The organism is Amycolatopsis sp. NPDC058986 (assembly GCF_042741125.1).
In the GTDB taxonomy this organism is placed as follows: Bacteria; Actinomycetota; Actinomycetes; order Mycobacteriales; family Pseudonocardiaceae; genus Amycolatopsis.
In genome coordinates this window covers 43,881-66,479 of record NZ_JBHYJW010000055.1, presented here as the reverse complement: position 1 = coordinate 66,479, position 22,599 = coordinate 43,881, and the positions used below count along the sequence as shown (strand labels likewise).

The 22,599-nt window shown below is 69.6% G+C and carries 18 protein-coding genes; 4 read left to right on the top strand and 14 right to left on the bottom strand.

Annotated features, from left to right (window positions below; translation table 11 throughout):
• Positions 1 to 85: 85 nt before the first annotated feature.
• Positions 86 to 982: a cobalamin biosynthesis protein gene (locus ACFW0G_RS35460; RefSeq protein ID WP_378329853.1), complete on the bottom strand. Its 897-nt coding sequence runs from the start codon at positions 980 to 982 to the stop codon at positions 86 to 88.
• Positions 983 to 1,118: 136 nt separating this feature from the next.
• Between ACFW0G_RS35460 and ACFW0G_RS35455 the strand changes: the two genes are divergently transcribed.
• On the top strand, positions 1,119 to 1,442 hold the full coding sequence (locus ACFW0G_RS35455) for an ArsR/SmtB family transcription factor (protein ID WP_378329850.1): 324 nt from the start codon (positions 1,119 to 1,121) through the stop codon (positions 1,440 to 1,442).
• Entirely contained in the window at positions 1,439 to 1,939 is a 501-nt protein-coding gene (locus ACFW0G_RS35450; protein WP_378329849.1) for an SRPBCC domain-containing protein, read from the top strand. The genes ACFW0G_RS35455 and ACFW0G_RS35450 overlap by 4 nt, the downstream gene beginning before the upstream one ends.
• 74 nt (positions 1,940 to 2,013) lie before the next feature.
• On the opposite strand, the gene ACFW0G_RS35445 is transcribed toward ACFW0G_RS35450, so the two are convergent.
• The 11 genes from ACFW0G_RS35445 to ACFW0G_RS35395 form a co-directional block, all read right to left on the bottom strand.
• A complete protein-coding gene (locus ACFW0G_RS35445; RefSeq protein WP_378329848.1) occupies positions 2,014 to 3,009 on the bottom strand; it encodes an N-acetylglucosamine kinase in 996 nt (331 codons plus the stop codon).
• Entirely contained in the window at positions 3,006 to 4,271 is a 1,266-nt protein-coding gene (locus ACFW0G_RS35440) for a 6-phospho-beta-glucosidase (protein ID WP_378329847.1), read from the bottom strand. The genes ACFW0G_RS35445 and ACFW0G_RS35440 overlap by 4 nt, the downstream gene beginning before the upstream one ends.
• Positions 4,268 to 5,152 (bottom strand): carbohydrate ABC transporter permease, encoded by an 885-nt coding sequence (locus ACFW0G_RS35435; protein ID WP_378329846.1) that lies wholly within the window; start codon positions 5,150 to 5,152, stop codon positions 4,268 to 4,270. The genes ACFW0G_RS35440 and ACFW0G_RS35435 overlap by 4 nt, the downstream gene beginning before the upstream one ends.
• Complete coding sequence (locus ACFW0G_RS35430) at positions 5,149 to 6,141, bottom strand: carbohydrate ABC transporter permease (RefSeq protein WP_378329845.1); 993 nt, start codon at positions 6,139 to 6,141, stop codon at positions 5,149 to 5,151. The genes ACFW0G_RS35435 and ACFW0G_RS35430 overlap by 4 nt, the downstream gene beginning before the upstream one ends.
• Positions 6,142 to 6,146: 5 nt before the next feature.
• Entirely contained in the window at positions 6,147 to 7,529 is a 1,383-nt protein-coding gene (locus ACFW0G_RS35425) for an ABC transporter substrate-binding protein (RefSeq protein WP_378329844.1), read from the bottom strand.
• Between the two features lie 11 nt (positions 7,530 to 7,540).
• On the bottom strand, positions 7,541 to 8,797 hold the full coding sequence (locus ACFW0G_RS35420; protein WP_378329852.1) for an ROK family transcriptional regulator: 1,257 nt from the start codon (positions 8,795 to 8,797) through the stop codon (positions 7,541 to 7,543).
• Between the two features lie 586 nt (positions 8,798 to 9,383).
• The gene (gene nudC, locus ACFW0G_RS35415) at positions 9,384 to 10,403 is read right to left on the bottom strand and encodes an NAD(+) diphosphatase (RefSeq protein ID WP_378329843.1); all 1,020 of its coding nucleotides are present in this window, start codon (positions 10,401 to 10,403) and stop codon (positions 9,384 to 9,386) included.
• Positions 10,403 to 11,782, bottom strand: coding sequence for a M16 family metallopeptidase (locus ACFW0G_RS35410; protein ID WP_378329842.1), 1,380 nt, complete (start codon positions 11,780 to 11,782; stop codon positions 10,403 to 10,405). The genes nudC and ACFW0G_RS35410 overlap by 1 nt, the downstream gene beginning before the upstream one ends.
• Positions 11,779 to 13,086: a M16 family metallopeptidase gene (locus tag ACFW0G_RS35405; RefSeq protein WP_378329841.1), complete on the bottom strand. Its 1,308-nt coding sequence runs from the start codon at positions 13,084 to 13,086 to the stop codon at positions 11,779 to 11,781. Before ACFW0G_RS35405 ends, ACFW0G_RS35410 begins: the two co-directional genes overlap by 4 nt.
• Before the next feature lie 40 nt (positions 13,087 to 13,126).
• Positions 13,127 to 14,755: a DUF2207 family protein gene (locus tag ACFW0G_RS35400; RefSeq protein WP_378329840.1), complete on the bottom strand. Its 1,629-nt coding sequence runs from the start codon at positions 14,753 to 14,755 to the stop codon at positions 13,127 to 13,129.
• 4 nt (positions 14,756 to 14,759) lie between these two features.
• The gene (locus tag ACFW0G_RS35395) at positions 14,760 to 16,529 is read right to left on the bottom strand and encodes a DUF2207 domain-containing protein (protein WP_378329851.1); all 1,770 of its coding nucleotides are present in this window, start codon (positions 16,527 to 16,529) and stop codon (positions 14,760 to 14,762) included.
• A 482-nt stretch (positions 16,530 to 17,011) separates the two neighbouring features.
• Here ACFW0G_RS35395 and ACFW0G_RS35390 point away from each other — a divergent pair, with 482 nt between their 5' ends.
• Complete coding sequence (locus tag ACFW0G_RS35390) at positions 17,012 to 18,154, top strand: neutral zinc metallopeptidase (RefSeq protein ID WP_378329839.1); 1,143 nt, start codon at positions 17,012 to 17,014, stop codon at positions 18,152 to 18,154.
• Between the two features lie 449 nt (positions 18,155 to 18,603).
• Here the strand turns inward: ACFW0G_RS35390 and ACFW0G_RS35385 are convergent, their stop codons facing one another.
• On the bottom strand, positions 18,604 to 19,647 hold the full coding sequence (locus tag ACFW0G_RS35385) for an RDD family protein (protein ID WP_378329838.1): 1,044 nt from the start codon (positions 19,645 to 19,647) through the stop codon (positions 18,604 to 18,606).
• Between the two features lie 121 nt (positions 19,648 to 19,768).
• Between ACFW0G_RS35385 and ACFW0G_RS35380 the strand changes: the two genes are divergently transcribed.
• Positions 19,769 to 20,776: a stage II sporulation protein M gene (locus ACFW0G_RS35380; protein ID WP_378329837.1), complete on the top strand. Its 1,008-nt coding sequence runs from the start codon at positions 19,769 to 19,771 to the stop codon at positions 20,774 to 20,776.
• A 320-nt stretch (positions 20,777 to 21,096) separates the two neighbouring features.
• Here the strand turns inward: ACFW0G_RS35380 and ACFW0G_RS35375 are convergent, their stop codons facing one another.
• Positions 21,097 to 22,569 (bottom strand): pentapeptide repeat-containing protein, encoded by a 1,473-nt coding sequence (locus tag ACFW0G_RS35375; protein WP_378329836.1) that lies wholly within the window; start codon positions 22,567 to 22,569, stop codon positions 21,097 to 21,099.
• Positions 22,570 to 22,599: the final 30 nt, after the last annotated feature.

The window sequence follows — 22,599 nt, the reverse complement described above, 5'->3', positions numbered from 1 at the left end:
TGCCGTTAAGGCCACCTTACGGGCGTCTGACGCCCGTAAGGTGGCCTTAACGGCATGGGGGGCAGCGAGCCCGAGCAGGATGCGGCTAGCGGGACCGGCGCCAGAGGCCGAGGAGCGCGGCGGCGACCACCGATGTCGCCGCGGCCAGCCAGCCCACGACGCGGGACAGTTCCACCGCGCGGGTCACGTGCCCGGCGTCCGGATTGCGTCCGATCCCCAGCACCGGGAGTTCCTCCACGCCGTGCGGGTACACGGTCCGCCCGCCGACCCGGATCTCCAGCGCGCCCGCGAACGCCGCCTCGACCCGGCCCGCGTTCGGGCTCGGATGCGCGATCGTGTCGCGCCGCCACGCCCGCCACGCGCCGCCCGCGGAGCCGCCGACCACCGGAGCGGCCAGCACGGTCAGCCCGGCGGCGATCCGCGTCGGGACGAGGTGGGCCAGCTCGTCCGCCCGCTCGACCACCCACGACCGGCGGCCACGCGACCACTGCCGCAGCAGGCTGATCGCCCGCGAGCCCACCAGCCCGGGCACACCGGCGAGCGCGCCCCACACCAGCGGCGCGACCACGACGTCCGAGGTGTTCTCCGCGACCGTCTCCACCGCAGCACGCGAAAGCGCCACCGGCGTGAGCCCGTCGGTCACCCGGGGGTCCAGTTCGGACAACGTGCGCCGTGCCGGATCCAGCCGGCCTTCCTCCAGATCGCGGGCCAGTTCGGCACCCTGCGTCGCGAGTCCGGCCGCCCCGACGACGGCCCAGGTCGCGACGGCCGTCGTCGCGGCCTGCAGCACCGGACGCCGTCGGCCGGCACGCTCGGCGAGCACGCCCAGCGCGACACAGGCGGCGGCCACCCCAGTCCCTCGCGCCGGAGAGGAGCCCGCGACCCGGCGGAAAGTCACCACCGGCGGTCTGCGCCGCGCGTCGCCGAGCACCCCGTCCGCGGCCACCCCCAGCACCAAGCCGATCGCGCGTGCCGCGCTCACATGGTCCCCCTGCGATGAAGTCCCAGCCATCGAAATATCCCCGTGCCCGAAGAGGCTACTCGCCCGGTGACCAGGGCCGGACCGTGCCCGCCACCCCCGATTGACATGTGACCTTTTGGTCACCTATTCTGGTCGCGTGCCCGATGACGACCTGGTGTTCAAGGCACTGGCCGATCCGACCAGGCGCTTCCTGCTCGACCAGCTCCACGCGCGTGACGGCCGCACGCTCACCGAGCTGGAGTCCGAAGTGGACATGACCCGCTTCGGTGTCATGAAGCACCTGAAACTGCTCGAGGAGGCCGGTCTCGTCGTCACGCGCAAGGAGGGCCGGGAGAAGAAGCACTTCCTCAACCCGGTCCCGATCCGGCAGATCCACGACCGCTGGATCGACAAGTACACCGAGCGCCACGTGACCGCGCTGCTGGACCTCAAAGACGAACTGGAAGGCAACGACTCATGACCGATACGCAGGTTTACCGCGTCTACATCAGAGCCACCCCGCAGGCGATCTGGGACGCCATCACGAAACCGGAGTGGACCGCGAAGTACGGCTACACCGGCCTCGCCGACTACGACCTCAAGCCCGGCGGCAAGTTCGCAGTACACCCCACCGAGGAACTCAAGGGCTACGGGGTCACCGGGGACATGGTCGACGGCGAGGTCATCGAGGCCGACCCGCCGCGCAAGCTGGTCCTCACCTGGAAGCTGGTGATGGCCCCCGAGTTCGCCGACGAGCCGTACACGAAGCTCACCTACGACATCGAAGAGACCAAGACCGCGGGAACGCGCCTCACCGTCACCCACGACGTGACCGGCGCCCCGGGCACCGCCGCGATGGTCAGCGGCGCGGCCGAGGACATCAACGCACCGGAGGGCCAGAACGCCGGCGGCGGCTGGAACTGGATCCTGTCGGACCTCAAGACGCTGCTGGAAACCGGCAACACGCTCGCGAGCTGAAGGGGACTTTCCTCTCGTAAGACGCGCTGAAGGGGACTTTCCTCGCATCTCATGCGACGAAAGTCCCCTTCAGCTCACGCCCGCTGGGTAGCCGCCTTCAACGCCGCCTTCGCCGACGCCGGCGCGCCCAGCGTGTCCAGCCCGAACAAGGCCGCACCCACCACCGGATCGACGTCGACGACCCGGACCACGGCCTTCGGCGCCACCTTCAGGCACCGCCGCTCGATCTCCGCGATCACCTCCGCGCCGACGCCGGTGAGCACGCCGCCGCCGAGCACCACCTCCGGCGCCGACATCGTCAGCTCCAGCTGCCGCAGAATCACCGCGACCATCACAGTGACCTCGTCGACGAACCGGGCGACGACGTCTTGCGCGACCTCGTCCCCCTTCGCCGCGACCTCGAACAGCAGCGGGCACAGCCCGTGGATCGAAGCAGCCGGAATTTCCTCGAAGTGCAGGCCCTGCACCACTTCGAGCAACGTCCCGGCGCCGAAGTATCGAGTGACGGCGTCCTGCAGCGCGGTCCCTGGCCCACGCCCGTCCTCCGCGCGCACCGCCCACCACAGCGCCTCCTCGCCGAGCCGGTAGCCGCCGCCCCAGTCACCGGAAACCTTGCCCAGCGCCGGAAAACGGTATACCCGGCCGTCCGGCCCGACGCCGGCGCCGTTGATCCCGGCCCCGCAGACGATCGCGACCCCGGTGCCGTCCTCGCTCCCCGCACGCAGCAACGCGAGCGAGTCGTTGCCGACGGTCAGCGTGTCGCTCCAGCCGCGTGCGGACAACGCCGCGTGCAATGCCTCCTCCTCACGCGGGAAGTCCAGCCCGGCGAGGTAGGCCGAAGTGTGCACGGCGAACGGCTTGGTCACCGGACGCCCCGCGGAGCCCAGCGCTTCGACGACGAGATCCTCAAGCGCCGCAACACATCCGTCGACACCGACGTTCTGCGGCGACGCGCCGGGCCCCCGCGACTTCCCGAGCACGACACCGTCCCGGGAAATCACCAGTACTTCGGTTTTGCTGTTCCCCCCGTCGATCGCCACGATCACCTCGGCGACACCCACCGCCGTCATGCGTGTGCCCAGGGCAGGAACTCACGATTGATGCGCACCAGCGAGTCGGCGAGCTGATCGGCCTTCGTGTACTGGCCGACGAGCGGATGTGCCAGCAGCGCGTCCGCCACCCGGTCCCGGCCGCCCTTCAACGCCGCCTCCAGCGCCAGGTGCTCGTACGACGTCACCCCGGCCATCAGCCCGGCGAACCGCTGCTCCACCGGCGCCTGCGCGATCGGCTTCGCCCCGTTTGCGTCCACAGTAGACGGGACCTCGATCACCGCGTCGTCCGGCAGGAACGGGAACGTGCCTTCGTTGCGGACGTTCACGACGTGTTCCTCCGCGGGCCCGCCCGCCGTCAGCGCGTGGACGAGCTGCACCGCGGCCTCGGAATAGTAGGCACCGCCCCGCTTTTCCAGCTGCTCCGGCTTCGTCACCTGTTCCTCGTCGAGATACACCTTCAGCAGCTCTTCCTCGACGTCGCTGACGACTTCCGCGCGAGGCCGCTCCGTGCGCTGCTTGGTCACCTGCTCATCGTGCCCGTAGTAGTACTTCAGGTAGTACGACGGCACGACGTTCATCCGCCGCATCCACTCGACCGGCGCGCTGACGTGCTCCGACAGGAACTCCGCGTGCTCACCGAGCAGTTCGGGCAGCCGGTCGACGCCGTCGACGAGGACGCCGCGTTCCCAGCTCAGGTGGTTGAGTCCGGTGTGGACAAGGCGGACGTCGTCGGTGCCCGCGCCCAGCAGCTTCGCGAAGGTCCGCTGCAGGTGGATCGCCACGTTGCACAGCCCGACTGCGCGATGCCCCTCGTTGAGCAGCGCGCGGGTCACGATCCCGACCGGGTTGGTGAAGTTGACGATCCAGGTGTCCTCACCCGCCACCTTGCGGACCCGCTCGGCGATGTCGAGCACCACCGGCACGGTCCGCAGCGCCTTCGCCAACCCTCCCGCGCCGGTCGTTTCCTGACCGACACAGCCACACACGTGCGGAAACGTCTCATCGTTCCGTCGCGCCCGCTGGCCGCCGACCCGCAGCTGGATCAGCACCGCGGACGCGCCGTCGACGCCTTCCTCCAGGTTCCCCGTCGTGCTCACCCGCGCCGGGTGCCCGGCGTGCGAGAGCAGCCGCTGACTGAACCCGCCCACCGCCTCGACCCGGTAGGCGTCGGGGTCGATCAGCACGATCTCGTCGACGTCCAAAGTGGACCGCCGTCCGGCGATCCCGTCGATCAGCTCCGGCGTGTAGGTGGAACCACCGCCGACGACCGCAAGCTTCATCCCTTGACTCCCGTGAACGTAATACCCTTGACGAAGGATTTCTGCGCGAAGACGAACAACACGATCACCGGCGCCATGATCAGCGCCGTCGCCGCCATGGTCAGGTTCCATTCGACGTGGTGCATCCCGCGGAACGAGGCGATCGCCAGCGAGAGCGGCCAGTGGTCCTTGTTCTCACCGGTGTAGAGCAGCGGGCCGAAATAATCGTTCCAGGTGAACAGGAAGCAGAACATCGCGGTGGCCGCGATCCCCGGCTTCGCCATCGGCACCAGCACCTTCACCATCGCCTGGAACTCGTTACAGCCGTCGATCTTCGCCGCTTCGATGTAGTCCTTCGGAATGGTGACGAAGAACTGGCGGAGCAGGAAGATCGAGAACGCGTCGAACAGGAAGTACGGCACGACCAGCGGAACGAGGGTCCCGGCGAGCCCGAGCCGCACCCACAGGTCGTACAGCGGCACGATGGTGACCTGCGGGGGCAGCATCATCGCCACCACGGTCAGCATGAAGAACAGGTTCTGCCCGCGCCAGCGCAGTTTCGACAGCGCGTAAGCCGCCGGAATCGCGGAGACCAGCGCGCCGATCGTGGCCAGGCTCGAATACAGCATGCTGTTGCCGAAGTACTGCAACAGCGGCGCGTCCTTGAAGACCTTGACGAAGTTCTCGAAATGCCATTCCGTCGGCCACAGGCTCGACGACATCGCCTGATCGCTCTTCATCACCGCGGTGAGCACGACGAACACCACCGGCGCCGCGAAGATCACCGCGAGCGCGATGCCGAGCGCGTGATTCGCGATCCAGAAGAGCTTCTTGTTCCAGTCGCGTTTCACCCGGACCCGGGGCGGAATCGAGGCGGGCGCCGTTTCGGAGATCGCCGTCATGCCCCCTCCTCCTGATGTTGACCTTTACGGAATCGCCGCACCAGCAGCCAGGTGAACCCGGCCGAGACGATGAACAACAGCACCGCCATCGCCGCCGCGTAACCCATGTTGAAGTACCGGAAACCCTGGACGTACAGCCAAACCGGGTAGGTCAGCGTCGAGTTCTGCGGCGCGCCGATGAACTTGGTGTTGCCCGCGACGTCGGCCGTGCCCGACGCGGCGGAACCCGCCACGATCGCCTGTGTGAAGAACTGCAACGCGTAGATGATCGAGTTGACCACGCCGAACAACAGCACCGGCGAGATCGACGGCAGCGTGACGTGCCAGAACCGGCGGATCGGCCCGGCGCCGTCGAGCTCGGCCGCCTCGTACTGCTCCTGCGGCACGTCCAGCAGTGCCGCCAGGATGATGATCATCAGCTCGCCGGAACCCCACAACGCCAGCAGCGTCAGCGCGGGTTTCGACATCGCGGGGTCGTTGAACCACAGCCCGCCGTCGATGCCGACGAGCCGCAGGAACCGGTTCACCGGCCCGAATTCCGGGTTGAAGAGGAACACGAACGCCAGCGTCGCCGCGGCGGGCGGTGCCAGCGACGGCAGGTAGCAGAGCGTCCGGACCAGGCCGACACCGGACTTGAGCCGCGAGATCACCGACGCGACACCGAGCGAGAACACCACCCGGCACACGGTGAGCACGATGACCAGCCACAGCGTGTTGTACGCGGCCTTGCCGATCAGCTGTTCACTGGTGAACATCCGGATGTAGTTGTCGAATCCGACGAACTGCGGCGGATTGATCAGGTCGTATTTGGTGAAGGAATAGTAGATCGTGGCGATGAGCGGATACCCGAAGAAGATCAGGAATCCCAGCGAAGCGGGCGCGATGAACAGCAGCACCGTGCGGCGGTGCCGCGCCCGGCGGGCCCTCGCCCGCGCCTGGACCGGCGCGGACGAGGAACCCGTCGTGTGTGCGGAAAGCGTCGCGGTCATCGTGCTCAGCCGCCGGAACCCTTTTGCGCCAGCTCGTCGTTGACCTGCTGGTCGACCTTCTTGAGTCCCTCGGCCAGATCGGGCACCGCACCGGCCTGCCACTTCTCGGCGAAGTCGTTGACGGCCTTGAGATGCGCGTCACCGATCGGCGTCGACGGGTTCGGCACCAGCTTGCCGCTGCCGTACATGTCGAGGAACGTCTTGAACTCCTCGCCGAGCTGCAGCTTCGGGTCGGTCAGCGAAGCCTTGGTGCTGGGTACGTTCTTGAGCCCGTTCGCCAGGTCCACCAGTGTGTCGGTGTCCAGCGTCATCTGCTTGATCAGCTCCCAGGCGGCACCGGCGTTCTTGGCACCCTTGGGAATCGCGATGATCGTGCCGGTGGTGAAGCCGCCGCCGTACTGACCGGCCAGGGTGTCGAGCACCGGCGGCGGCGCGGTGGCGAACTTGAGGTCCGGCGCCTGGTCCTTGATGAACGCGGTGCGGTACTCGCCGTCGATCATCATCGCCAGCTTGCCGCGCTGGAAACCGTGGTCGGCCGAATACTCGTCGCCAAGGCTGGACTTGAACTGCTCCACCTTCTGGTGGCCGCCGTAGAAGTCGATGAGCTTCTTCTGGAACTCGAACATCGCCTTCCAGCCAGGGCTTTCGGCCAGATGCGACTTCCCGTCCGGGCCGAGGTACTGCGCGCCGAAGTTCGGGGCCCAGTACTGCGCCATGTTGGCGTAGAACGGCATCGACGGGATGAACCCGGCGACCTTGATCGACCCGTCCGGGTTGAACTGGGTCAGTTTCTTGGCTGCCTCGAACAGTTCCGTGGTGTTCTTCGGCGGCGTGGAAAGCCCGGCCGCGGCGAACATGTCCTTGTTGTAGTAGAAGCCGTAGACGTCCGACAGCATCGGCATCGCGCACCGCTTGCCCTGGAACTCCGTGTAGCTGCGCACCGCGTCCGGGATCTGGTTCAGATCGATCTTGTCCCGGTCGATGTACGGCTTGAGATCCTGGAAACTGCCGTTGGAGCACCAGGCGCCGAGATTGTCGGTGTAGAACGAGATCGCGACGTCCGGCGGGTTGCCACCGCGGATCGACTGCGTGATCTTGTCGTCGTCCTGGTTGCCCTCGTGTTTGACCTCGATGTTCGGATACTTCGTCTTGAGCTTGCCGAGCGCCTTGGTGACCACCTCGTATTCACGCGAGGTGAACTTGCTGTAGACGGTCAGCGTGAGCTTTTCGTCCTTGCCGGGCGCGGCGGCGGGCTGGCCCTGGCCGCCGCCACCCGGCGCGGCGGCGCCGGAACAAGCGGTGGTCAGCAGCGCGAGCGCCGCCGCGGTACAGGCCAGCAGCGTGCCGCGTTTCCGTGCGGTGCTGCCGATTCGGGTCGTGCGGGACATGACCCTCCTCCTCAATCGGTCGGGGCAGGGGACGGGGTGGGGCTGGTGTCCGGGAGCGCCGCGGCCGCACCGGGTGCTCCTCCCCCGGGCCTGCGTGGCCCGAGGAGAATGGGGGCGCTGAGGCCGAAGACGTCCTCGCGGGCGATGGCGAGCGCCGATTGCAACGCCCCTGCGCGCACGGCGTTGCCCGCCACCGAGGCGACGCCGACTGGAGTGCGGGGCAGGACGAGTTCGTGCAGGCGCGACGCGACACGTGCGGCGAAGTCCTCGCCGCCGGCGCGGCTGGTTTCCCCGCACAGCAACACAAGTTGAGGGTCCGCGACAGCCACGAGACTGGCGACGCCGCCCGCGACGCGGCGCGCGAGATCGTCAAGAAAGGCGTCGGCGGCCTTGCTGTCTTCGCGCCGCGCCAGCGCAACGGCCTCCCAACCGCTCTCGGCGGTGAGACCGTGTACCGCGGCGAGACGAACAACCGCAGGCGAGTCGACGAGGTTGCCGAAGCGAGCACCAGCGCGAGGACGCTCCTCGCCGGTGTCGACCGAGACGGGATCGGGCACGCGCATCCAGTCGATTTCGCCGCCACCACCGGTCGCGCCGCGCAGCAGACGCCGTCCGATCACGACCGCGCCGCCGACGCCTTCGGACAGCCACACCATGACGAAGTCGTCGAGCCCGGCCGCGCGGCCCGCGGTCATTTCCTCGACCGCGACCAGGTTGACGTCGTTCTCGATGGTGACCTCGACGCCGAGCTGCTCGCTGAGCCTGCCCGGCACGTCGAACCCGAGCCAGCCGGGGATGTGCGGCGCGGAGGAGAGGAGACCGGTGCGGGGATCGAACGCGCCCTGCGCGCCGATGACGACGTTGGCCAGGTCCGGCAGGGTGAGCCCGGCGAGCCGAGTGGCCTCGGAAAGCGCTTTCCCGAACTCTCCGACGATGTCCGCGCCCTCATGCGCGGGCAGCGGTGCGCGCAGTTCCGCCAGGACCCGCCCGGCGACGTCCGCGATGACGAAGTCGCCGGCCTTCGGGGTGAGGTCGACCGCCGCGACGTACGCGAGACTGCCCGTGACCTGCCACAACTGTGCCCGCGGCCCACGTCCGCCACCGCGCACCCCAGCCTTGCCGACGATGCCTTCCGCTTCGAGCCGGGCGATCAGCTGGGCGGTGGCGGGCTTGGACAGCCCGATGGCGACTTCGAGCTCCGCCCGCGTCAACGGCCCTTCACGGAGGAGGACCTCGATGGCGGCGCGATCGTTGATCTCGCGCAGCATCCGCGGGCTACCGGCTCGCACGCACACCCTCCCGGGCTTAATTAGGATACTTTACATACGGTTTCCGGGGACTGTAGTGAGCCGGGGCACAGCCCGTCAACGGCTGTCGGAAACGGACAGGTAACGCTTCCGTGCCCTGCCCACGAGCCGGACCCGCCCGATGGACACTTTCCCGCTTCGCTGGTCACCAGGTCAGCCGCTCACCACCGCGAGTCCCCCGCTCACGCGTCCGAGTCCCACGTTCGGGAGCCCGAGTTCCGCTTTCGCGCGGACGAGTTCCACGGGTCCGGGTTCCCGGCCGGGCCCGGACCGCGGTGGGCCGGGGCCGGTTGCGACAAGGGCGTCCCTGGGTGCGTTGGATGCACCGGGTGCGTCCCTCGGTGCGGTGGATGCGCCTAGGGCGTCCCTCGGATTGTCTCCGGTTCCGGTGGAGTGAGGGCGAAATGCTGAAGGACGCCTTCAGTGCGTTCACCGCACCGAAGGCGTCCTTCATAGCGCCCAGTGCACCGAAGGCGTCCTTCAGCACTCGACGCACCGCAACGCGAACGTTGAACTCGGGCGCCTCAGTGGGGGACCCGCGGAGGTGTCAGGCTTCGGTTTCGGCCCAGGCGGCGAGCATGACGCGGGCGATCGAAGAGTTGCCCGGCAGGATCAGCTGCGCCTTGCCACCCGCGATCGGGGTGGGGACCGCCGCGGCGTTGCGGGTCTGGCTGTTCGCGAACGCGGCGCGGACCTCGGTGCGGGAGACCCACAGGGCCTCCTCGATCTCGCCGTCGGCAGGGGTCAGCGGGGCCGACCTGTCGGCGCGGGCGGTGAAGCCGAGCATGATCGAGCGCGGGAACGGCCACGGCTGGCTGCCGAGATAACGCACATCGGAGACCTCGACGCCGACCTCCTCGCGAATCTCCCGCACGACGCAGTTCTCCAGCGACTCCCCCGCCTCGACGAACCCGGCGAGGATCGAGTACCGGTTCGGCGGCCAGATCGGCTGCCGCGCCAGCAGGACGTGCTCGCCGTTCGTGCCCTCCTGGTCGTGCACCAGGCAGATCACCGCCGCGTCGGTGCGCGGGTACTCCTCGCGCCCGTCCCGCGTGCACCGGCTCGCCCAGCCGAACTGCACCAGATCCGTCGGCGCACCGCACTTCGTGCAGAACCTGGCTTGGCGCCGCCAGTTCCGCAGCGCCTGCGCGGTGGTGAACAGCCCGGCCGAGGTGTCGTCCAGCAGATCGCCGTAGCCCCGCAGATCGACCCAGAACTCGCCGTCGACGCGCAGCACCTCTTCGGTGATCCCCCAGCTGCCCTGCATCTGCACGGTCTCGCCGCCCTCGGCCGGGGCACCGGGCATCGACCAGTAGTCGACGCCCTCCCATTCGCCGAGGAACGCCGCTTCCGGCGGTGGTTCGGTGCCGAACTCCTGGGTCTTGCGGGTCGCGAGGGTCTTGCTGCCTTCGAGCACCGGTGTGCGGCCGGTGTCCTCCAGCAGCACCACCCGGGCGTCCGGCCACCGCTGGACCAGACGCTCCGGGTTGGTACGCAACGACTCCTGACGGTCCACAGTGGACCGGGACAAGGTCGGCAAGGAGCCGAGGCGGAACGGAGCGGTCATTACGCCGACTCGCCCACCGTGATGTCGCCGAGCGCGGTGAGCTTCGGCGCGAGCAGGTCGGCGTCCCCGACGACCACGCCGGTGAACCGCTTGGGCGCGAAGAACTCCAGCGCCGCGGCGGCCACGTCCTCGGCGGTCACGGCGGCCACCCGCGCGGGGTGCTCGGCCAGCCATTCGGCGCTGAGCCCGGTGGTGGCCAGCGCGAGCAGCTGCCCGGCCAGCCCGGTCTGCGAGGACGTCGAGGTCAGCAGCGAGCCGATCGCGTACTGCCGCACCGACTCGAACTCCTCGGCGGTCGGCGGCACCAGGCCGAGCCTGCCCAGTTCGTACCGGGTCTCCAGCAGGGCCGCGGCGGTGACGTCGCTCGCGGTGTCCGCGTCGACGTTGATCACCGCTGTCCCGTCGGTGAACTCGAAGCCGGAGTGCGCACTGTAGGTGTATCCCTTGTCCTCACGGATGTTCTCCACCAGCCGCGAGGAGAAGTAGCCGCCGAACGTGAGGTTCGCCAGCTGCAGCGCCGCGTAGCGCGGATCCGTGCGCGGCAGGCCCTGCGCGGACAGCCGGATCTGCGACTGGACCGCGCCGGGACGCGGCACCAGCAGCACGTCACCGCCGGTCAGGTCGGGCAGCGCCGGGAGCCGGACGGCGGAGCGGTCCGAAGCCCAGCCGCCGAAGGCCCGCTCCAGCTCGCCGATGACACCCTCGGGGTCGATGTCCCCGACGAGCACCAGCACCGAACCCCGCGGGAGCACCGACGCGGCGTGCAGCGCGCGCACCTGCTCGGGCACGACGACCGCGACGTCCTCGGCCTGCGGCACCTCGCGAGTGGCCGGGTGGTCGCCGTAACGATGCTTCTGCAACGCCTCGCGCGCGATCGTGCGCGGCTGGGTCCGCGACACCGCGATGCGCTCGATCAGCCGCTCGCGTTCCCGCTCGACCTGATTGTCCTGATAGGACGCTCCGGTCAGCACGTCGCCCAGCACGTCGAGCAGCGTCGGCAGCCCGGACGACAGCGCGGAACCGGACACCACCAGGCGTTCCGGGTCCACGCCCGCGGACAGGTCGCCGCCGATCAGCGCCAGCTCGGCGTCGATCTCGATGCGGTCGCGCCGCCCGGTGCCGGTCAGCAGGGTCTCGGCCAGCACCTCGGCCGTCGCCGGGTGCAGCCGGTCCTCACCGGCGAACGGGATCCACAGCCGGACCTCCACCAGCGGCACGGTCGCCTTGCGCACGGCCAGTACCCGCAGCCCGTTGGCCAGCGTGGTGTCCACATGGGACAGATCGGCGGCGGCGCGCTGCTCGCCGAGCGCGGGCAGCGGACGCGGCCCGAGCGGGGTGCGGCCGATCTCCTCGGCGCTGCGATGCGTAGCTGAACTCACTGCTGCTCCCCATTCCCGTTAGCCCCATTGCCGTTGGCAGGCTTGATGACCAGCACCGCACGCGCGTCCGGCCGCAGCGCCTTCGCCGCCGCCGACACCGCCTCGCCGGTGACCGCGGACATCTGGTCCGCGAGCCGGTACACCAATGAGGCGTCGCCGTAGAGCAGCTCGAACGCGCCCAGCGCGAGCGTGCGGGACACCAGCCTGTCGTGCTCGGAGTGCAGGCTCGCCGCCCAGCGCGCGGTGACCTTCTTCAGCTCCTGCTCGCCAGGCGGTGTCGCGGCCAGCTTCTCCAGTTCCTCGTCGAGCGCGGCGAGCACCCGCTCCCGGGAGACCTCGTGCGGGTGAATCACCGTGATGGTGAACGTGTCCGGGTCCCGCGCCTCGAACGGCCCGAACAGGCCGGCGCCCGCGCCGATGTCGACGACCAGCGGCTCCCGGTGTACCAGCCGCTGCTGCAGCCGCGATCCGTCGCCGTCGGTGAGCACCCCGGCGAGCACGAGGTGGGCCAGATAACCCTCGACGTCGTTGATCGGATCCGGCATCCGGTAGCCGACCGCGAGCGCGGGCAACGGCGCGTGCGGGTCGAGGTGCTCGCCGTGCAGTTCGCCGGTCGGCAGCGGTTCGGCGAACGAGGGCCGCACCGGTGCCGGCCGGTACGGGACGTCGCCGAAGTGCTTCTCGATCAGCTCGCGGGCGGTGTCGATCTCGAAGTCGCCCGCCACGGTGAGCACCGCGTTCGCCGGGGAGTAGTAGGTGTCGAAGAAGGCCGCGCAGTCCTCGATGGTGGCCTGCTCCAGGTCCTCGAAGCCACCGTATCCGTTGTGCGCGTTGGGGAACGTGGAGTACAGCACCGGCGGGAGGAGGATCCACGGGAACCCGCCGTACGGCCGGTTCAGCACGTTGAGGCGGATCTCCTCCTTCACCACGTCGATCTGGTTGGCCAGGTTCTCCTTGGTCAGCTTCGGCGCGCGCATCCGGTCGGCCTCGAGGAACAGCGCGCGCTCCAGCGCGGCCGAGGGCAGCACCTCGAAGTAGTCGGTGTAGTCCGGATGGGTGGACCCGTTGAAGGTGCCACCGCTGGACTGCACGTGCCGGAAGTGGGCGAGCTTCTCCAGGCTCTCGCTGCCCTGGAACATCAGATGTTCGAACAGGTGCGCGAAGCCGGTGCGCCCCTCCGGTTCGGAGCGGAAGCCCACGTCGTAGTGCACGCTGACGCCGACAACGGGCGCGGTCGCGTCGGGCGCGAGCACTACGCGCAAGCCGTTGTCGATGGTGAAGCGGACGAGCTCGGGATCGGCCATGGCCCCACCCTACGGCCAAGGACCGACAGAAGGCTCGCGGCTATCCCGTCGAACCGGCGTCGGTGAAGAGCCTGCCCCGCCGGGCCGCGGCGAACGCCCCGGCGAGCGCCGCGGCGAACTCCCCCGCTCGCCCGATCGGGACCTCGGCTTCGCACCAGTAGACCGGCGGCGGATGCTTGAGCTCGGCGAAGATCGACGTCCACGCCCCGAGTTCGCCGAGCGCGAGCGCGTACGGCAGGCCGCGCGAGAACACCAGCTCGCGCTCGGGCTTCGCGAGCGACTTCGCCTTCGTCAGCGCGAGCCGTTCGCCCAGCCCACGCAGCCTGCGGCGCAGCAGCCGCCCGCCCGACCGCCGGGCGGGGAGCAGCGCCGACGCCACGACCGCCGCCGCCCCGGCGAGCATGACGATCACGCCGAGCGGCGCGTAACCGACGGTGAACGCGAGCAGCACGGTCAGGAACAGGCCGTAGAAGACGACCCGGATCCCCGCCCGTCCGAGCCGTCCTAACCGCCGCGAAGGAGGCTGGGAGAACCAGCCGTTCCGGACGACGTCGGCGTGAAGCGCGTCCCGCACCTGGCCGATGTCGATGCGGCGGCGGCGCAACTCGGCCAGCGTCACCGAATCCTCGCCGTCCGGCAGCACCACGGCGAACACCGCACGTTCGAAGACGGTCAGATGCTCGTCGGCCGGATTGCGGCGGGTGAGCCGCCAGCCGGTGTCCTCGGCGCTCACCCACAGGTAGTTGCGCACGACGAGGTCGAGCACGGTGGCGGCCAGGTCGACGGGGCTCGCCCGGCCGGTGGTCACGGTGGCGACGTGCCCCGGCAGCACCCCGTCCGGCGAAGCGAACTCGCCGTCCGGGCTGAGCAGCTCGACCGGCAGCGGCTCGCCGGGCCGTGCGTCGCGACGGCGCGTCAGCCACACCAGTACGGCCGCCACGACAAGCACGGCGGCGAAACCCCACCACGCCGCGATCACCGGCGGCGTGCGGACGAACGCGCCGCCGATCGTCGCCGACGGCACGAGCTTCGCGTTCGCGGGCACCGTACCGGGCGGCAGCTCCACCGTCGCGGACATCCGTTGCCCGGCGGGGAGGTTCTGCTGACTGAACCGGGTCAGCCCGGCGTGGTCGATCTGCGCCGCGCCGCAATGCGTGCCGGAACCGTCCGGCCCGGCAACGCAGTCGACGGCGGTCGGGATCCTGGGCGCGGCAAAGGAAGCGCGCACAAGCTTCAGCTCGGTGTCCCACCCGCTGGCGAGAGGCCACGTGACGTGCTCGACGCCGCCCTTGTCCGCGGACACCGCACCGTCCACTGTGTACCGGAGGATCGAGGTGCCCTCGGTCAGGTGCGCGGTGAACACGCCGCCGTCGAGCTGCGCGGATCCGCTGCCCTCCAGGAAGACGTCGCGCAGGCCGTAGACCCGGTCGCGATGGTGCGCGGCGGGCGTTTTCAGGGGTACCCGGCGGTTCATCGTGGCGCCGTTCGGCACCGAGATGGCCTCGGCGACCGACAGCGAACCGTCCCGCTGGAGCTTGAGCTGGATCTCGGCGCTCTGCGGCAGTCCGGGCAGCGGCGGCTGGTCCGGCTGGTCCTGAGCGGACGCGGCGGGGGTGAACGCGAGCAGCAGCGCGGCGACCCCCGCGAGCACGCCGGGCCTGGCGGTCACGGGCTCAGCGCGTCCCCGCGGGGGCGCGGAACTGGCCCGATTCGGCGAGCAGCCCGTCCAGCGCGGTCAGGAACGACGGGAAGTGCGCGCCGAAGCGGCGCAGATCCTGTTCGGATTCCAGGCCACCGAACCAGTACAGCCCGGCCGCGCCGTCCGCGCCGGGGTTGAGCGAGGCGAACGTGCCCAGCCAACGCTCGGTGTCGCCGAGCACCACCGCGTACGGCAGCGAGCGGGAGAAGACCATCTCGCGGTCGGCGGCCGGGATGTCCTCGGCCTTCGCGGTGTGCAGGTAGTCGAGCAGGCCGCGAACCTGGCCCACCAGCGCCCGGCCGCGTGCGGTCCGCGAGGGCAGCAGCCCCGCGCCCGCGGCGATCGCGAGCCCGGCGAGCGCGACCGCGACACCGATCAGTGCCTGGCCGAGGGTGAAGGTGAGCACCGCGGTGGCGACGAGCCCGAGCGCGAAAACGCCCGCACCGAGCCAAGTCAGCCGCGTGCGGCTGAGATCGGGGCGCCGGGAGAACCAGCGCTTGGACACGACGTCGCTGTACATCGCGTCGCTGATCCGGCGCAGATCCAGCCCGCCACGCGAACGCAGCTGGGAGAGCAGCACCGCGTCGGTGCCCTCGGGCAGCAATGTCTCGTACACCGCGCGCTCGAAGTCGTGCAGGTGCTCATCCGGCGGATTGCGCCGGGACAGTTGCCAATCCGGGCCGTTCGGCCCGGGAACTTCGGCCAGCCACAGGTAGTTGCGCACGGCGAGGTCGACGACCGTGGCACTGATGTCGACAACGTCGACGGTCTCGTCCACGACCGTGCCGACCTGGCCGGGCAGCACGCCGTCGGGCGAAGCGAAGAAGACACGGTCGCCGTCGCGCAGCAGGACCTCGACCGGCCCGGTGCCCGCGGCGAGCGCCCCGGCGTCGCGCTTGCGCAGCCGCCAGACGTACAGCGCGCCCGCGATGAGCAGCAGGACGAGGATCGCGAAGACGATGCCGGTGAGCGGGGTCAGCGCGAAGGCGTTGGCGAGCAGGCCGACCTCGGCGAATTTCGCGTTGACCGGCACGGTGCCCGGCGGCAGCCCGACGAGCAGATCGACCCGGTCGCCCGCGCGGATGTCGTTCTGCTCGACCCGAACGACGCCGGTGTGGTCGAGTTCGGCCAGCGTGCAGCGCTGGCTGGAGCCGATCGGGCCGGCGAAGCAGTCGATCGGCGAGAGCCGGGGAACGGGCGCGATGAAGGAGGCGGTGATCCGCGCGACCGGCGCGTCCCAGCCGCTCGCGGCCTGCCAGCGGAACTGCTGCTGGCCGCCGACGTCGGCGATCGCACCGTCCACTGTGTAGCTCACGGTGGACTCGCCGCCGCGGAAGGTCAGCACGAGCTGGTCCCCCTCGACCGCACCGGTCGCGGCGCCCTCGGCCTTGACGTCGCGGACGGCGAACACGCGGTCCTGGTCGTCGCTCGCCGACACCCGCAGCGGCACCCGCGAGGTGACCTGCTGTCCACCTGGGACAGTCACCTTTTCGGTGACCGACACGGCGCCGTCGCGCAGCAGCTTGAGGGCGACCTCGGCGCTCGTGCCCTGGGGCGGTGGCTGCTCCAGACCGGGCACGACACCCCCGGCGAGCTGCGGTTTCTGCAGCTGTTCGGCAGGCAGGTTCGGCAGTGAGGGACCGGCGGACGGGCCGGCCGTGTCGACGTCCGAAAGTCCGTTGCCCGGCGGCTGCGCGGCGGCGGGCAGGGCGCCGAGCAGCGCCACTCCGGCGGCCAGGGCGATCGCCACACCCCAATTCCTCAACACAGCACCACACCCTAGAGCACTCGATCTATGCTGACGCCCGGATCGGCGAGATTTCAGCAGGTCCGCCGCTTTTGACGGAGCATGAGCACTGGGGGTTCCACACGATGACACAGCCACCCGGCCCGCAGGGACCCTGGCGCGGGCCGGTGCCCCCGCCGGGTGGCCGCCCGCCGCTCCCGCCGCCGGGTGCGCGCCCGTTGCCGCCGCCGGGGGCCCGTCCGCTGCCACCCGCCGGTCCTGGGTCCACTGGTCCTGGGTCTGGTGGTCCTGGGTCCGGTGGTCGTGGTCCTGGGTCTGGTGGTCCCGGGTTCGGCGGCGCACCTGGGCCGGGCAGTCCCGGGTCTCGCGGCGGTCCTGGGTCTGGCGGTCCCGGGTCCGGCGGTGGTCCTGGGTACGGCGGACCCGGCCCCGGCGGTGGTCCGGGGGCCCGTCCGGTCCCGCCCCCACCCGGACGTCCGATGCCGCCACCCGCGGCCGGTCCGCTGCCTCCCCCACCGCCTGCCGGTCCGGGTTTCGGACCGGGATACCCTGCGCCGCAACCATTCGGGCAGCGCTTCGCGCCCGCGTACGCGCCGTACCAGCCGAAGAAGTCGAACACCGGCGTGATCGTCGCGATCGCCCTCATCGGCGTCGTCGCCCTGGGCGGTGGGCTCGTCGCCGCGATCGCGCTGCTGGGTGGCAGCACCCGCCACGTCGCCGATGCGGGCTACTCCAGCACGTACCCGTCCTACAGCTACACGTCGACGTACTCCTCTTCGTCGTACTCGACGACGTCGTCGAGTACGACGAGCAGCAGCGGCCGCAGCACCGGGACGCGCAGCTCGCGCACCACCGAAACCCGCTCGACGGCACCGACCCAGACCGGACCGCGATCGGTGGCGAAGCTGGGCGACAACCCGCTTTTCGCACAGGCGAACTACGGGCTGCAGAACGTCCCGTGCTCGCTGAGCCGATGGGCCACCGACCAGGGCAGCGTCCAGAGGTTCTTCCAGTCCGGCATCGGCTGCCTCGACGCGATGTGGTCGAAGATGCTGTCCGCGGTCAACCTCCCGTTCTCGACACCGCACCTTTCGGTGCCCGCGTCGATCTCGGAATCCTCGACCCCGTGCGGGAGCGGCGGAACGTCCACGGGGGTCACCCCGTTCTACTGCCCGACGAACAACACGATCTACATGCCGATGAACCGCATCGAGATCGAGACCTGGGGCAACCATCCCGGGCCGTACCTGTCCATCCTGGCGCACGAATACGGCCACCACGTGCAGGCGCTGTCCGGGATTTCCGAGGCCTACGGCGACAAACGCTATGACGCGGGCGCGGACTCCGCCGCGGGACTGGAACTTTCGCGCCGGATGGAGCTGCAGGCGCAGTGCTTCTCGGGCATGTTCCTCGGCTCGGCCTCGGTATCCGGCGGCTCGGTCGACAAGAACGTCTACAACGAGGCGTGGAACGCGCAAAACCGCGGCGACGACTACTCGCGCAACGGAAAACGTGACCACGGCACCGCGAAACACAACATCGCGTGGTGGCAGCACGGCGCCACGACGAACCGGAACCAGCAGTGCAACACCTGGAACTCCGCCTCCGGCGACGTCTCGTGACCCCTCCGCCGCAGCAGGTCCGTGAATGCCACATTGAGTTCCCTCAACGTGGCATTCACGGTAAGGGGCGGGTCTGGCTTCGCTGGGGTGTTTCCTCGAGGTGGTCGGGTGACGTCGGTGACTGATGGGGCTCGTGGGGCGGGCTCGCGGCGGTGTCGGTGTCGCGAAAGCTCCGTTGGGGACGGTGAACGTCCCGAACGGCGCGTTCGGGACATGGGACCCGGCCCTGGAGTGTCGCGAAGGGGACATCGACGGCGCTGAACGTCCCCAATGGACCATTCACGACGTCGCCGACCAGCGCGAAAGCCGCACCAGCTGTCGCCCATGTCGACCGCAACCGACAAACCTCAATGTGGCATTCACGGACCGCTGAAGGAATGAACGGAAGATTCAGGACAGCCTGAGGCCCCCTACCAAACAGAGTACGGGCGGGGACCGACAGAAAAGCGTCAGCTGGGCGGGGTGAAGGGGTTCTCGACCGGCGGCGGGGCCGATTCGGGCTGGGCGGGCCGTGGCGCGGCGGGTGGTTCGGCACTCGACGCACCCGGCATCGGCGCGGGAGGCGGCGGAGCGGCCGGAGGCCATGAGCCCACCGGTGCGCCATAAGGTTGCGGCGCCGGATACGCCGCGCCATAGCCGGGCTGCGGTGCGAAAGGCTGCGGCGCCGGATACGGCTGCGGGTAGGCCGGACCGTAGCCGGAATGCGGCGCCACGGCCTGCGGCGCAGGCGCGGCGGCCATCGCGCGGACGTGGTCGCGATTCCGGCGTTCGGCGAGCACCGCCGACAGGTACGCCCAGAGCGGCATCCCCGGCGGAACCGGCGTCCCGATGCGTTCGGCGACCTGCTGCGCGAGGCCGTACCCCAGCGCCTCGGCCGCCTCGGGCCGCAGTTCGGTGTACCGGGCCAGATACTGGCGGACCGCCAGCGCGAGCTCGTCCGGCAGCCTGCTCAGGTCCAGCTGCGCCGCCCACGGTTCCAGGCCCGGCGGCATCATGATCCCCGCCTGGCCGCTGTCCGGGACGCGCTCGCGGATCACCACCGTCCCCGCGAGGAAGTCGCCGACCCGGCGCCCGTTGGACGACGTCAACGACACGATCACCGCCACAGCACCCAGGAAACCGAGCGCCCAGAAGTCGACGAAGAACCCGGCGAGCGCGCGGGTGAGCGCGTGCCGGAACCGGATCGGGCCGCCGTCGGTGCGCACCACCCGCAACCCCAGCGCGAGCTTCCCGAGCGACTTGCCCCTGGTCAGCGTCTCGAAGATCACCGGATAGCCGATCATCACGAGCACGAAGAGCACCAGGATCAGGGTGACCCCCAGCGACGCGTCGTCCACCGGCAGGGCGAACACGACCAGCATGATCGCGCCGAACAGCAGCGCGCCCTGCACCAGCACGTCGAGTAGCATGGCCACGCCGCGGCTGGCCAGCTTCGCCACCCGCAGGTCCAGCACCACCGCTTCCCCGGTGACCAGCTCGGACTCTTCTTCCACGACGCCCAGCCTAGTGCAGCCGCGCTCCCGCCCGGCAGATCGTCCGAAGTGGACAGTCACGCCACCTGTGCACACCTCGCGCCGGGCGGCCTAGGCTGGGGCCAGGATTGGGAGGTGCCCGTTGGATGTCGACGTGTTCGTCGCCGCGCACAGCGCCGAATGGACCCGGCTCGGCGAACTCACCCGCCGGCGCGGACGGCTCAGCGGCGCCGAGGCCGACGAGTTGGTGACGCTGTACCAGCGCACGGCCACCCACCTGTCCATCATCCGCTCGTCCGCACCGGACCCGGCGCTGCTCGCCCGGCTCTCCGGCCTCGTCGCCCGCGCCCGATCGGCTGTCGCCGGATCACACAACCCCGCCTGGCGCGAAGTCGCCCTCTTCTTCACCCAGCGGTTCCCCGCCGCCGTGTACCTCAGCCGACGCTGGTGGGTCCCCGCCGCGCTCGTCTGCACGGTGCTCGGCGCCGTGCTCGCCGTGTGGATCGCCGGGGACGCGCAGGTGCGCGCCACGCTGGTCACCCCGGAGGAACTCAAGGCGATGACCGCGCCCGGCGGCCAGTACGAGGCGTACTACTCCACCGGCCCCGCCGCCTCGTTCGCCGCGAAGGTGTGGACCAACAACGCGTGGGTCGCCGCGACCTGCCTCTTCCTCGGCGTCGTGCTCGGCCTGCCGGTCATCGGCGCGCTGTGGGTGAACACCCTCAACGTCGGCGTCGGCGGCGGGCTCATGGCCGCGGCCGGGCGCGGCGACATCTTCCTCGGCCTCATCCTCCCGCACGGCCTGCTCGAACTGACCGCCGTCTTCATCGCCGCCGGAACCGGCCTGAAACTCGGCTGGACCGTCATCGACCCCGGACGCCGCTCCCGTTCCGCCGCGCTCGCCCGGCAAGGACGTTCCGTCGTGGTCATCGCGCTCGGCCTGGCCTGCGTCCTGCTGGTGTCCGGGATCGTCGAGGCCTTCGTGACCCCGTCCGGCCTCCCGACCTGGGCACGTATCGGCATCGGCGCCGTCGTCGAACTCGCCTTCCTGACCTACGTCTTCGTCCTCGGCCGCCGCGCCGCCCGCGCGGGCGAAGCAGGCGACATCGACAGCCGCGACGCCGGAGACGCCCTCCCCGAATCCGCCTGACCCTGCCGCGGCCGGGAGCAGGGGACCTTTACTAACGTTGCTTAGCACGCTAACTGTTGGTGAGCCAACGGACGTTAGCAAAGGTCCCTTGCTGAGTTCCGGCGTGCTGACCTGGTATTTCTACGGAGGCACCTTCTCGCCTGCATGTTTTCGCTGTCAACTGCGCGCGTTGCCGCGCACCAACCTGCTCCCGGGTGCGTGAACGAGTGGCTTGTTCCCACGAGTTCCCCCACGTGGATCAGCCCCCCTGCTCGCAGTTGGCGGTGCATCCTGAATACGACCGCGCTACTGCTCAGCTTTGACCGGTCTCGTCAGGTGCTTCATCCGGCTCCAGCCCGGTCGGGGTCATCGGCTTCCGCCACATGTGCCCGCAGTGACTCAGGCATGCCCAACTCGAACACGGCGTCGCTGAGGTCCGGCTTCCGAACAAAAGTGACATCGGTGAACTGGGTGTCCTTGGTGAAGCTGGCCTTGCTGAACCTGGCGTCCATGGCGAAACTTGCTCTGGCGAAGCTGGTCCAGCTGGTGAAGCTGACCCCGATGAAGCTAGCGTCCGTGCTGAAGCCGGTCTCCCTGGCGGAGTTGTCCCCGTTGAAGCTGGCCCCCTTGAAGCTGGCCCCGCTGAAGGTGGCCCCGTTGAACTGGACGCCTGCGTTGAAGCTGGCCTCTATGAACTGGGCACGCCCCGCGAAGCTGGTCCCGAGGAAAGCGGCATGCTTGGTAAAGCTGGACTCGTTGAAATCGGCATGCTTGGTGAAGCTGGCGTCGCTGAATGTGGTATATCCGGCGAAGCTGGCCCCGTTGAACCGGGCGTCCCCGGTGAAGCGGGCCTTGCGAAACTGGGTGTCCTGGGTGAAGCGTGCGTTGCTGAACCAGGCTTCCTCGGCAAAGCTGGTTCCGTTGAACCAAGCATATCCGGCGAATCTGGCACCGATGAACTCGGCGTCTCCGACGAAGCTGGCGTCAGTAAAGTCGGCCTGTTCCTGGAAGTTCACCGCGAAGAACCAGGTCTCGCCGATAAAGACGGTGTTGGCGAAGGTCCCTGTTCGGAGGTGGGTGTCGTCAAGGTTGAAGTCGATGAGGGTGGCGCCGGTGAGGTCGAGGTCGAGGTTAGCCCAGAACGTGTCCACCGGATGATCACTATCTTTACCAGGCTTGAGATGGGCGGCGATAATGCGTTGGGCTGTAAGTCGGACCTCCCGCTCTTGCCGAGCCTCGTCGTCCAGTTCGGCGACGGTGGGGTTCTCGGTCTGGCCGGTTTGCGGCGTAGAGGAGACGCCGCCACGGGGCGCCGGGGCGAGGGGGCGGCGTATCCCGCGCCGCTGCCGCGGGCGCTGCTCGCCGGGCAGGGTAAACGGGCCGCGGAGGTAGGCGCACAACACGTTGACGACGGTTTGTCGGTGGTCGGGGTTGTCCTGAGCGACCCGTTCCAGTGCGTAGAGGCCGCCGTGCCGGACTGCGGCCTTGTCTGACCCGAGTTGCTCGACGGCCTTGACGTACAGCTCGGTCATCCGACGCTCGGCAGCGTCGTGCTCGGTGGACCACTGCCGCCGTCCGGCCAGCACCAGCGCCACCACGCCGCCGGTCCCGGCACCGACAGTCAGCCCGGTCTTGATCAATTCGATCCGGTTTTTCGGATCACCGGCGTCGACGAGGCTCAGCAACAGCGTCACTGCGGTCCCCGCGACGATCGCGACCGGGACGACGATCACGACGATCGCCCACCACCACGTTCCCCGACGCCCACGCCACCATCGCGCCAGCCTCGGCACACGCCGTTCGATCAGGCTCATGCGGACTACTCTTCCGAACAGTCCGGCACT